The sequence below is a fragment of the Burkholderia sp. Ac-20365 genome, from assembly GCF_017104715.1.
Taxonomy (GTDB): Bacteria; Pseudomonadota; Gammaproteobacteria; order Burkholderiales; family Burkholderiaceae; genus Paraburkholderia.
In genome coordinates, this window is record NZ_JAAGPI010000034.1 from 70815 (window position 1) to 83349 (window position 12535).

8 protein-coding genes are annotated in these 12535 nt (G+C 58.6%); 5 read left to right on the forward strand and 3 right to left on the reverse strand.

The genetic code is table 11. From position 1 onward, the window contains the following. The first annotated feature begins 35 nt into the window (after positions 1 to 35). From G3O01_RS35910 to G3O01_RS35925, 4 genes are all read left to right on the forward strand, one after another. Positions 36 to 1037, forward strand: a complete 1002-nt coding sequence (locus G3O01_RS35910; protein ID WP_241024576.1) for an AEC family transporter — start codon at positions 36 to 38, stop codon at positions 1035 to 1037. A 43-nt stretch (positions 1038 to 1080) separates the two neighbouring features. Beyond that, a complete protein-coding gene (locus G3O01_RS35915; protein WP_205811754.1) occupies positions 1081 to 1884 on the forward strand; it encodes an SDR family oxidoreductase in 804 nt (267 codons plus the stop codon). Between the two features lie 23 nt (positions 1885 to 1907). After that, entirely contained in the window at positions 1908 to 2750 is an 843-nt protein-coding gene (locus G3O01_RS35920; protein ID WP_241024567.1) for a haloacid dehalogenase type II, read from the forward strand. Positions 2751 to 2818: 68 nt separating this feature from the next. Continuing rightward, entirely contained in the window at positions 2819 to 3664 is an 846-nt protein-coding gene (locus tag G3O01_RS35925) for an oxidoreductase (protein ID WP_205811755.1), read from the forward strand. Between the two features lie 84 nt (positions 3665 to 3748). On the opposite strand, the gene G3O01_RS35930 is transcribed toward G3O01_RS35925, so the two are convergent. Beyond that, positions 3749 to 9241, reverse strand: a complete 5493-nt coding sequence (locus G3O01_RS35930) for an ATP-binding sensor histidine kinase (RefSeq protein WP_205811756.1) — start codon at positions 9239 to 9241, stop codon at positions 3749 to 3751. A 70-nt stretch (positions 9242 to 9311) separates the two neighbouring features. Then, positions 9312 to 10550, reverse strand: coding sequence for an MFS transporter (locus tag G3O01_RS35935; protein WP_241024568.1), 1239 nt, complete (start codon positions 10548 to 10550; stop codon positions 9312 to 9314). A gap of 257 nt (positions 10551 to 10807) precedes the next feature. On the opposite strand from G3O01_RS35935, the gene G3O01_RS35940 reads away from it, so the two are divergent. Next, the gene (locus G3O01_RS35940) at positions 10808 to 12001 is read left to right on the forward strand and encodes a porin (protein WP_205811758.1); all 1194 of its coding nucleotides are present in this window, start codon (positions 10808 to 10810) and stop codon (positions 11999 to 12001) included. A 22-nt stretch (positions 12002 to 12023) separates the two neighbouring features. On the opposite strand, the gene G3O01_RS35945 is transcribed toward G3O01_RS35940, so the two are convergent. After that, positions 12024 to 12407 carry a response regulator gene (locus G3O01_RS35945; RefSeq protein ID WP_205811759.1) on the reverse strand — a complete coding sequence of 128 codons (384 nt, stop codon included), beginning with the start codon at positions 12405 to 12407 and terminating at the stop codon, positions 12024 to 12026. Positions 12408 to 12535 lie beyond the last annotated feature (128 nt).

Consider the following 12535-nt stretch of genomic DNA (forward strand, 5'->3'; position numbering starts at 1 on the left):
CAATTGCCACGCCAGGATCTGCGTCAGTGAAACCCATGCTTTCGGCCCTCGCCCTCGCCCTCGTACCGACCTTCTTCGTGATGGCGTTGGGCTATGGCGCCGGTAAAACCGGTCACATCAATAACTTACACGTGAAGGAACTCAACACCGTCGTGATGAGTTATTGCCTTCCGGCCTCTTTATTCGTCGCAACCGCAACGTCGAGGTGGTCGGACCTGATTTCGCAGTGGCCGATTCTGCTCTCGCTGAGCATCACCATGATGGGCGTCTATCTTCTCTGGTACGTCTACCAACGCTGGGCGCGTCGGCAGAATTCGAGCGAAGCAGCGCTTCAGGCACTGGCCGTCGGGCAACCCAACTATGCTGCGGCGGCGTTTCCTGTCATCACTGCCTTGTTCGGCGCAGAGCATCTTTCGACGGTAGCGGTCGGCATTGCTGTCGGATCCTTGTTGCCTTCGCCTCTGACGTTGACGCTGCTCGAACTGGACAGCACCACGGATAACCCGCACAGCAACCACGCGGCAACTGACGGGCATATTGTCAGGGCGAGGCCCCGGCCGGGCGCAACGACACAGATCGTCACGGCCGCACGTCACGCCCTGTCCAAGCCGATCGTGCTCGCCCCCGTGTTCGGCATGCTCGTCTCGCTGAGCGGATGGCACTTGCCCAATGTCGCGGCCGCATCGTTGCGAGAGATCGGCGTTGCGGCGGGCGGCATGGGGCTGCTGGTCACAGGCGTCGTGCTATCCCAAAGCAGATTCAGGCTGACGCTCAATACTGCCTTTGGAGTCTGCATTTCGAACATCGCACAGGCACTGATCGCATTCCTGATCTGCCGTGCCGTCAATGCATCCGCCGACATCACGCGGCTCGCGGTCATCATGGCGGCCCTTCCGTCCGGCTTCTTCGGCATTCTTTTTGGAAATAGCTACGACCGCATCTCGGGCGAAGCGAACTCGACCATCATCGCCAGCACCCTGTTTTCCGCGCTCACTTTGGCGGTAGCGATCGCGTGGTCCTACACCTACGGTGGCTGACGGGCCACCTTTTCTTCCCGTCTTCCAGCAAGGAGCGATTCAAGTGAGTAAAACCATTCTTATCACGGGCGCAGGTTCGGGTCTCGGCGAAGGCGCAGCCATTGGACTTGCCAAAAACGGACATACCGTTATCGCGACAGCCGAGTCGTGGCCGCAAGTCACGGCGCTTCGCGACAAGGTTGCTGCGATGGACCTGCCCAATCTGACGGTCACCAAGCTCAACATGCTCGACCCGTATGACATCGTGCACGCGGCAAAGCTCGAGTTCGACGTCCTGGTGAACAACGCCGGCATTGCTGAGGGCGGTCCGGTTGCGGAAATTCCCATGCCGCTCGTCAAACAGAATTTCGAAGTGAACGTGTTTGCTCTGCTGGATCTCACGCAGCGCGTAGTGCGCCGTTGGGTCCGATCGCAGGTCAAAGGCAAGGTGGTGTTCATCTCGTCGATCGTCGGACTTGTCAGCCCCGGCATGATCGGTACTTACTCGGCGACCAAGCACGCAGTTCAGTCGATTGCCGAGTCGATGCAGGACGAGTTGAAGGAATTCGGCATTCAGGTGCAAACCATCAACCCCGGGCCGTTCTTTACCGGCTTCAATGAGCGAGGCGTGGAGGCGGCTTATCGCTGGCTCGATGATGACGTCAACTTCACGAGTCGCGCTTCGTACAAGGCGCAAACGGACGCGCTGCTCGATAAACCGGAAATGCGCCTGGACCCCGACGACATGATCGGCAAGATGGTCGAACTGATCCCCGCCAACACGGGTCCGTTTCGGACGATCTACCCGAAAGACACGGCCGACTGGGCCGTCGCCGCGGAGCAGGCGATGTTGACACGAACGATCTGAGTGGCACGCTGACGAGGTGCGATATGAGCGTACAACCCATCCACACTGACAAGGTGAATTCAACACGTCGTGCGCTATTGTTCGGCGCATTGGCAGGCACCGCGCTGCTTGCAATGGCACCGATGCGGACCTGGGCTGCCACAAATGCCAGCCTTGCAGGCGTCAAGGCGCTGACCTTCGACATGCAGGGAACCGTGTTCGATTTCTACGATCCCGTGGTGCAACGAGCGCAGGCAGTCGGCCGCAAGCACGGACTCGCCGAGGACTGGGCGGCAACGCTGCCCGGCGACTGGAGCGGTGGCGCGCACGACATCATCGTCGATATCTCGGCCGGTCGGCGTCCCTGGATCTCGAACACCGAGGTCTACCGCGAAGCGCTGCTGCCGCTGCTCGCGAAGCGTGGCATCGGTGATCGTCTATCTGACATAGATCGCGAACAGCTACTCGGCGAATGGGGAAAGATGATCCCATGGCCGGACTCGGTGGCAGGTATCACCCAGCTTCGCCGCAAATACACGCTCTCCACGCTGACCAACGCTTCGATGTCGCAAATGACCGCGCTCGTCAAAGACAGCAAGCTGCCCTTCGACGAGGTCCTGACGGGAGAACTGAGCCACGCTTTCAAGCCCGATCCTAGAGTCTATCAATCGGCCGTCGTCTACACGGGCTTCCGGCCCGATCAGCTGTTGATGGTCTCGGCGCACAAGTGGGATCTCCACGCGTCGAAGCAGGCTGGCTTTCACACGGCGTATGTGCCGCGACCTTTGGAACTCGGACCCGGCCACGCGGCGGACCGCAAACCGGAGAGCTTCATCGACATCATCGCCGACGATCTTGTCGATCTGGCCAACAAGCTCGGAAGCTAGGCACCGTATGCAGCCGATTGTCATACAAAATCGATTCCGCTTTTTAAGCGCATATGCAGGAGCAAAACATGGTCAAATCATTCAAACGCGTCTGGTTCGTCACGGGCGCGTCACGTGGTCTGGGCGCGCTGATCGCCAGGGCGGCGCTGGCAGATGGTAATGCCGTCGTCGCGACGGGGCGCAACACCGTTGCGATCGTCGAGCGTCTGGGTGAATCGCCCGCCTTGCTGGCCGTCGAACTCGACGTCACCAGCGAAGCGCAAGCGAAAGCGGCCGTTGAAGCGGCCGTTGAGAAATTCGGCCGCATCGATGTGCTGATCAACAACGCGGGCTTTGGCCTGCTGGCCGCCGTCGAGGAATCGAGCGACGCAGACGTGCGGCGCATGTACGACACCAACGTCTTCGGCCTTTTGAACGTGACGCGCGCCGTGCTGCCCGTCATGCGCCGGCAGCGCTCGGGGCATGTGATCAACACGTCGTCTATCGTCGGTTATCGCGCGGCTGCCGGGGTTGGCGTCTACAGTTCCACGAAGTTCGCCGTTGAAGGCATCACAGAAGCCTTGCATGACGAACTGAAGCCGCTCGGCATTCACGCGACCGTTATCGAGCCGGGCTTCTTCCGCACGGATTTCCTCGACACGTCATCGCTGCTGGTCGGCAAGGAGATCATCGACGACTACGCGCAAACGTCAGGCAAGTTGCGCGAACTCGCCGTTAGCATCAACCACAATCAGCCAGGCGATCCCGAGAGGCTTGCGACCGCCCTCGTGAAGCTCGTCGATACGCCGACGCCGCCACTGCGTCTTCCGCTCGGCACCGACACGCTGAAGGCTATCGAGGAAAAGAACGCCTATGTGACGACCGAAACAAAAACGTGGGAAACACTATCGGCATCCACCGACTTTCCCGCCTGAAGGCAGTTTCCTCGTTTTGCGTAAAAGAGGCCGACAGCGTCGCTGCAAGATCAACGGCGCTGTTGTCGATCTCGAGTCGGAAGGTCAGTTCTCGTGGACAGGCAAGGTGAATTGAAACGTCGCGCCTGATCCCGCATCGGTAGAAATCCATAAACGCCCGCCATGCGACTCGACGATCGAACGGCTGATCCGAAGACCCATCCCTGTGCCATGCGGCTTGGTCGTGAAGAAGGGGTCGAAAATCTGCTCTGCCAGTTGAGGCTGTACGCCCGTTCCGGTGTCCCTGATCGATACGAGTATGTCTTCGCTGGTCCGCGCGGCGGTGACAGCAATCTCTCTTGAGCCGTCGATATCCTTCATCGCTTCTATGCCGTTGAGGATCAGGTTCATCGCGACCTGCTGCAACTGCACGCGATCACCAACCACGTGAGGGAGACCCGACTCCAGATCGACCCTCACCGTGATGTCGTAGCGCTGGATCTCACCACGCAACAGGCCGATGGTGTCACAGATGATCTCGCCGACCTCGAAGACTTCACGATTCAACGCGCCCTTTTCGAACTGTTTGCGGATTCTGATGACGATATCTGCTGCCCTGCGTGCGTCTTCCACCATATTAGTGGCAGCCGCACGCGCCTCTTTCGTATGCGGCCTGTCCCGCGAAAGCCAGCGCAAACAGGCACTCGCGTAGGCAATCGCGCCCGAAATCGGTTGGCTGACATCATGGGCCAACGATGCAGCCATTTCTCCCATGGTTGTCGCGCGATTGATGCGCGCGAGATCGACCATCGCCTGGCGCAGGCTTTCTTCTGCCCGCTTGCGTTCCGTCACGTCACGAACGGCACCAACAAACTCGAGATTGCCAATACTGACTGCCTGACCCGACGCGTGGATATATTTGATTCGTCCATCCGGCATCAGAAAGCGATGCTCGCTATCGAAGTCCTTCTTTTCCGCCCTCGAAGCTTCGAGCGCGAGACGAACGGCATCACGATCTTCAGGATGAACGCGCTGCAATACGAGTTCGACGGACGGTTGAACGCGTCGATCGTACTCGATGATGTTGTAGCCTTCTTCAGACCAGTAGTACTCGCCTCCCGTCGCATTCCAGCCAAAGCTTCCCGTGTGACTGATCTTCTGTCCTTGTGCCAGAAAAGCTTCACTGCGTTGCAAGTCGGAATAGAGCGTCGCGTTTTCCAGTGAAATCGCGGCTTGCGACGAGAGCAGTTGCAATAGTTCGACACGGTCAGAAGTGAACACCCCTGCCGCCAGGCTGTTTTCCAGGTAGAGAACGCCGATCAGTTTCCCCTGCTTCACGACGGGCAGACACAATATGGATCGCGAGCGTTTCTGGCGTACATAGTCGTTCTCCGAATAGTAAATATCACTTGACGCGTCATCGAGCAGAACACGCTGCTGAGTGCGGATGACATAGTCCAGCGCCGATTGCGGAAGGTCTGACGACGTGACCATGGCTTGACGCACCACCACATCAATACCGCCCGCCTGACTCGTCGCTTCCGCCTCGATGCGCGGCTCACTGCCCTGCGCCGCGCTTCGCAGCAAGATGAGCAGGCCACGCGCGGCGCCCGCATTTTCGACAGCGAGCCGAACCAGTTTCTCGATCAGGCTAGGGAGAACCATTTCGCTCGACAGTGTTTGCGAAACTTTGATGACGGTGGCCAGATCGAGAAGCGAAGACGGCGCCATGATCACGCCGTTGAAGCCTGGCGACGTCAGATCGTCATTGATGCAGGGGTAGAGGGTGTCCAACTGTCTGACCTTGCCGTTGGCGCCCCAACCGAGATAGCATCGGCGCGCGTCGCGTAGATAAGTCCGTGCAATCTTGTCGAATCCCCGGGCCGCATAGAAGCGCCCTGCAAGCTCGTTCGCTGTAGCCTCGTTGTGCACGAACCCGTTCGCGCTCGCAGAACGAATGGCTTTCTCATATGCGTGTTCGGCATCGAGCAGACGACCCTCGATGCGGGCAATTTCTGCTTCTACCAATGCGGCACAGTTCTCGAAATTCTCAGGACAATTCGCCGCCCAAGTCACGAGCTGACGGTGATGCCGGATGAGTGCCTGCGCGTGCTCGCGTCGCTGGCCTTCGGTCGCATTGTCCATCGCACAGGCTCGCGCCAGCGCGCCATAGAAGTGATACTCCGCGACTTCGAAATACGAATGTGACTTCTCGAAGAGACGCGCCGCGTTTTCCGACGCGTCGATTGCACCCGCGTAGTCGCCAGCAAGGAAGCGTGCCTGTGACTTGCGAATCCAGTACCAGCACTCGGGTCTGGCTAAGGTCGCGTTACCCGACAAATGACGCTCGAACAGACGTTCATTGAAACGACCGTCGTTGAAGGTTCCGAACTTGGCGGTGAGGCCGCGAAGCGTCCGGATGAACATGATCTGCGTCGTGATCATGCTGATGACACGGCCGAACTTCAGCTTTTCGGCGAATGCCAGACCCGCTTCCGCTTCGCGCTGAACCTCGGACAGCGTGTCCCCTGCCGCAAGCATATTGGTGTACAGGTTGTTGCAGCTATAGGCTGCAAACGTCAGATCACCCGACTGGATCGCGGCATCGAACGCGCGACGCACCAACTCCCGCCCTGCCTTGACATGGCATCGCCAGGGCATGATCAGATTTCCGAAGCGCATGTACACCCGCGCGCGAAACCGGCGCATCGCGTGCTTTTCGACCAGCTCGTAACTGAGTTTTCCGAGTTGGTATCCTGCTTCGTAGTTGCCAAACTGGGGGCCAGCGAGATGCCCCAATGTGACGTAGGCAAACGACGAAGCGTCACTGTTGCCATGGTCGAGACTGAGTTCAACCATCCGGCAAAGCATCAGCGCGTGCAGGTTCTCATCGGTGAACTGAGCGGTCATGACAGCTTCGGTAAACACGTCCAGAACGTCGAGCAAATCGGCATTGTTGATCAGCGGCAAGTCGACAAGCTCACCGATTTGCCGCTCGCTCACCCGCGACCAGATCTGGTTGAACTCTTTCGATACGTCGTCGCCGGAAGGATGGGATGACCAGTGCTCGCCGCGACCTCGTTGATATTCAATGAATACGTCGATACCGCTGTCGCTACGATCGAGCAAGTTGTAGAGCGTCAGGCGCAGACGCGTAATTAGCGCCGTGTCGTGGGCACACATGGCGCGCCCGGCAAGCACTGAAAGGCGCGTTTCTGCCGCAGCCAGATTTGCCGTCTGAACATCGCATTCCGCAAGCAGACTCTCGATTGAAAAGATCAATTCGTCATTGCGCGTCGACCTTTCGTCCGTCAGCAGGTCGCGCCCGGCGTTGAGATATCCGATCGCCGATGCATACGCTGTCGACGCCTTGGCACGTCGCCCCGCAACCAGATTCAATTGCGCAATGCGCTCGCGTTCTTCAATTGATGCCACCAGATGCGCGCCACGATTGAGTTGATTGACGATTTCGAAGATATGCTCATCGAGCGCTTCGGGCAGCACGCGAGACGCCATCAGCGTGCCGATGCGCAAATGGGCTTCCGCCCGCAATCCTTCAGGAATCAGCGAATAAGCCGCTTCCTGCACACGGTCGTGAACAAAGCGGTACGCGTCTTCATGCTGAAAAATGAGCCCCGTTCGGACTGCCTGCCAAAGCTGGGAATGCAGTTCATCAAAGGTGTCGTTGTAGACCGCCTGAAGCGTCTCGAAGTCAGCACTGATGCCAAGGCAGGCTAACTGCTGAAGCGCCTTCTTCGTTCCGCTCGGCAAGCGATTCAGCTTGGCCACCATCAGGTCCACGACATTGTCGGTATAGCCCTTCGCGTGGATGCGGTCCAGATCCCAATTCCAACGCTCCTCGCTGTGATCGAAGACGAGCAGTTGTTCTTCGAACATCGCGTCAATGAACTGGATAACGAAGAACGGGTTGCCACGCGTCTTCGCCTCCACGAGCTCCGCCAACGAGCCGACACGCGCCCGTTCGCCATGCAGCGTATCCGCCAGCAACGCTTGCAGATCACGACGCGTCAACGGTGCAAGCACGATATCGCGCACGATCACATCTGACCGGCGGATCGATTCCAGTTTGCGCCTGAGAGGATGCTCCGGCGACACTTCGTTATCGCGGTAAGCGCCAATTACGAGCAGATGCTCCACGTCGGCTTGCGTGACGAGATCTTCGATAACGTCAAGCGTCGCCGCGTCGAGCCACTGCAGATCGTCGAGAAACAGCGCCAACGGATGGTCTCGCGTGAAGACGCCGACGAATCGACGAAATACCAGTTGAAAACGGCTTTGCGCGTCTCTCGAAGCAAGCGCCGCAACGCCCGGTTGCTCCCCGATGATGAGTTTCAGTTCGGGAACAAGATCCACCATTAGCTGTCCATTTGGTCCGAGCGCTTCGCGGAATGCCGCGCGCCACCGGTCGAGTTCTTCGTCTTCTTTTGAAAGGAGTGGGCGAATCAGGCCTTGAAACGCCTCCGCGAGCGTCGCATACGGAATGTCGCGCTTGTACTGGTCGAACTTTCCCGATGCGAAAAAGCCGCGAGGCGGTACGAGCGGCTTATGAAGCTCATTGACGACGGAGGATTTGCCGACTCCCGAATAGCCCGACACCAGCACAAGTTCGGGTCTGCCGCCTGCGCTGATCCGTTCAAAGGACGCTAGTAGTGCATCGATTTCCCGTTCGCGCCCGTACAGTTTTTCCGGAATCAAGAGCCGGTCTGGCATGTCATGTTCACCAGGCAGGAACGGATCAATGCGGCCGTGCGCCTCCCACTGCTCAAGACATCGCCTGAAGTCACGCTCGACGCCCGCGGCTGTCTGATAACGTTCTTCGGCCGTCTTTGCGAGCAGTCGCATGATGATGGCCGAGACAGTCGATGGAATGAGCGATCCCCGTCCTTCAGGCATGCGCGGCTGCCTCGCGACGTGACAGTGCACCCACTCCATCGGGTCGGACGCTGTGAATGGCAGAACACCAGCGAACAGCTCGTACAGCGTGACGCCGATCGAATACAGATCGCTGCGGGAATCGACGGAACGATTCATCCGCCCCGTCTGTTCTGGCGACATGTAAGCAAGCGTGCCAGCAACGATCTCCGGTGGAACAGGCGCGAGACGCTCGCGCGGCAACCGCGACGCGATCCCAAACCCCATCAGCCACGCGCGTCCCGTAAGATCGACGAGCATATTCGCCGGCTTGACATCGCGATGTATGAGTCCGTGGCGATGAACCTGGCCCAATGCCGCCACCAGCCCGATAGCGATGCGCAGGCAGCGCGTCAGATCGGGCATATCGCCTGTTTGCTGCGCGATGATCCTATCAAGAGGCTCACCACCGGGATCTTCGAGAATGAGTGCTGCGCGCCCTCGATGGCTGGTCAGCGCGACCGGGCGCGCCGCCCACGCACGATCGAGCTCGAGCGCGAGCGACCATTCGTGTTCGAGCCGCTGCAAGATGTGTAACGGTGGCTGAGCGACGGTGGGTGAGAATGCCAGGACAGGCGCCAAGGTGCGGGACTCCCTGCCACGGTAGAGCGTGAGACCAGCCTCTTCGCGAAGCCGCTCCAGCTTGAACCCGGAATCCTCTGCCATGTAGAGCACCCGTCGTCAGTCGGGGAAGAGAAAGCGTTCCTGTCAGGTTGAGAGGAACGGCTCCTGGAGATTACGTCGCACCCCGCACATTCTTCGGCACAAAGAGCACAAGACAGGCGGCGACAAACAGCGCGATCGAGATGCCATACAAGCCAGACCGCGAATTGTTCGTGGCCATGCTTGCTGCGCCGAACGCATACTGGCTCGCATAGGTTGCGAGCGACGCGACAGCATTGAGCGCGCCAATACCGACTACAGCCGCCCTGTCCCTGAGGTAAGTTGTCGTGTAGGCCCAAAACACGCTGACACACGACATGATTCCCGTGTAAGCCACCGACAACCCAGCTATGGCGACGTAAAAACTGCTTCCGTCATGCGACGCAATGAGTAAGGCGAAGCCACTCACGCAGGCAGCAATCGCGTAGTGCCACCGGCGTTCCCGAAACCGGTCGGACGAATATCCCCAAGCGATCATTCCGACACTCGCGCACAGATAGGGAATCGCGGTGATCAGACCATTCCGGCTCAACGTGCGCACGCCAAGGTCGTGAACGATCTGGGGAAGCCAATACGCGAAACCCGCAACAGCAATTCCCCCGACGATTTCAATGAAGGCAAGGATCAGAAACGTCGTCGATGTCAGCGCCTGCCGTATGTCGGACCGGCGCCCGTCGGGCGTTGGCCCGCCCGTATCGGATGCCAGCGACATCGCTACCCATCTCTTCTCAGGCGCAGTGAGCCATCGCGCGGATTGCGGCGTGTTCTCGATCAGAAAGTAGACCAGTATGCCGACAATGATCGACGGAATGCCTTCTACCAGAAACATCCATTGCCAACCTGCAAGGCCATTGACATGATGCATGGTCTCGAGCAGATAGCCCGATAACGGCGCGCATAAAACGCCTGCGACGGGAACGGCGGCAAGGAAAACAGCGATCATTCTTGCCCGAAGCGCCTCGGGAAACCAGAACGTCAGATACAGGTAGACGCCGGGCGCAAGTCCGCCTTCAGCAACACCTAACAGAAATCTGAGCAGATAGAACTGTGCGGGCGAGGAAGTGCACATCATCAGCGACGAGACGATTCCCCACGTAATCATGATGCGCGAAATCGTCGCCCGAGCCCCGATACGGGCAAGCAACAGATTGCTGGGAATGCCCGACACCAGATACCCAATAAAAAAGATCCCCGCGCCCATCCCATACATCGCGTCAGTGAGTCCCAGTTCATGCGCAAACTGGAGCTTTGCGTACCCAATGTTGACGCGATCCATATAGGACAGCACGAAGATCAGAAACAGCACTGGCATGATTCGCCAGACTATTTTTCTAAAGACCTTATCCGGCTCGCCCGAATGGGTCGACGTGGGTTCTCCGGAAGGCACGGGCCGCCCCTGGACATGCAACACAAGCCACCTCCTCCGCGGCATGGCCTGAAAACTGGCATTGTGTAATGCGGTTGCAATACGCCGGGATAGTATTGCAGATGCACAACTCTAGCGCCGTTCCAGACAGAACACATCGGTAGGCTCATGACGTCTGCATTTTTGCGGCCACGGGGAGCACAGTGAAGAAATCATGGCTCGCGGGCGCTTCGATGATGGCCATGGCGAGCGGCACGCTCGCGCAGAGCGCCGTCACGCTGTACGGGTCGATCGATACAAGCTTGCTGCTGAACACGAACAATAACGGCGGCCGCTCCATCAGCCTGAGCGATAACGGCATACAAGGCAACCGGGTTGGATTGTTCGGAACGGAAAACCTGGGCAGTGGACTCCGCGCGGTGTTCAGGCTGGAGAACGGATTCAATGCGTCGAATGGCGTAATGGGCCAGGGCGCACGCCTGTTTGGCGGCCAAGCCTATGTCGGGCTTGCAGGCAACTTCGGCTCGCTACTCGCCGGGCGGCAGCTGAATACTGACGTCGCGCTGATTGCACCCGACTTCGCGGCAGCGTCGCAATGGGCCGGCATTCTCGGTTCGCACCCGGGCGACGTCGACAACTTCTACGACACATTCCGCGTACCTGGCGCGTTGAAGTACATCGCGCCGAAAATCCGGGGCGTCAGTCTTCAATTACTGTATGCGCCAGGTGGCGTTGCAGGCCATATTACGCAGGGACAGGTTGCGTCCATCGCAGCGACGTATGAGGCCGGGCCAGTCGTCGTGGGCGCCAGTTACAACAATGCCCAATCCCCCAATCAGGGACTCGCGGCGGGAACGGCAAACGTAAACACGCCCGTAACGCCGGCAGGTGTGTTTTTTTCATCTCCGGTCGACAGCGGATTCGTGTCTGCTCACACTTATCAGGTTTTTTCAGGCGCAGCTTCGCTCAATATCGGCTCTGCCCTATTCGGCCTGCTCTACACGAACACGCAGTTTCGCGGCCTTGGCGATCTCGATGCGGGTCCCAACCCTCTCCAATACACTGGGGACGCGACATTCCAGAACATCGAATTCAATGTCCGGTACTCGATCTCGCCATCGCTGATCGTAGGATCTGCCTACAACATCACGACCCGAAATAGCGTTTCCACCGTTGATCATCCGGAGGGGCTCGGATCTGCACGCTATATTCAGGCGACGGTCGGCATTCAGTATTTTCTTCAGAAGACGACCTTCATCTACGCCGAAGCAATGACACAGCGAGCATCGGGAACAGACTCGACCGGGCAAAGTGCCGTCGCGGCCAATAACTTTATCGGCCGGTCATCCACTTCAAGGCAGAGCGCCGTGCGCATCGGACTCAATGTTCATTTTTGAACAGACCGCGACCGAGGCGCTATCATCCGCCCTTGTCCAATAGCTCGGCGATCCGCGCAAGCAGCTGCTCATCATCCACCGGCTTTGGAAAAAATCCCGCCGCACCATCGGCACTCGCCCGCGCAAGCACGGCTTCCGTTGCGTATGCCGTAATGCAGATCACCGGTATGGAATGCTTCCAGAGCTTGATGGCATTGAGCAACGCAAAGCCGTCAATGCCGGGCATCTGGATATCCGTAATAACCAGCTGAAGTTTTGACCGGCGTGTATCGCCGAGAAGCTGTTCGGCCGAAGCGTAGGCAGCCGAATTCCACCCTTCAGCGCGAAGCATGCTCGACAAACCCATCCTGACGGATTCGTCGTCGTCGACCACGCCGATGACTGCGGAAGAGCGTTTTGCTTTCATCTCTGGTCCGGACACCGTTGGATGGATTCTGGGAGCTGAACCTGTTGCAAGTTACAGTCCAGCAGTCGACACGGCAATAAGACCTTCGAATGATGCAGATTCAGTGACACTATCCTAGGGGGCATTAC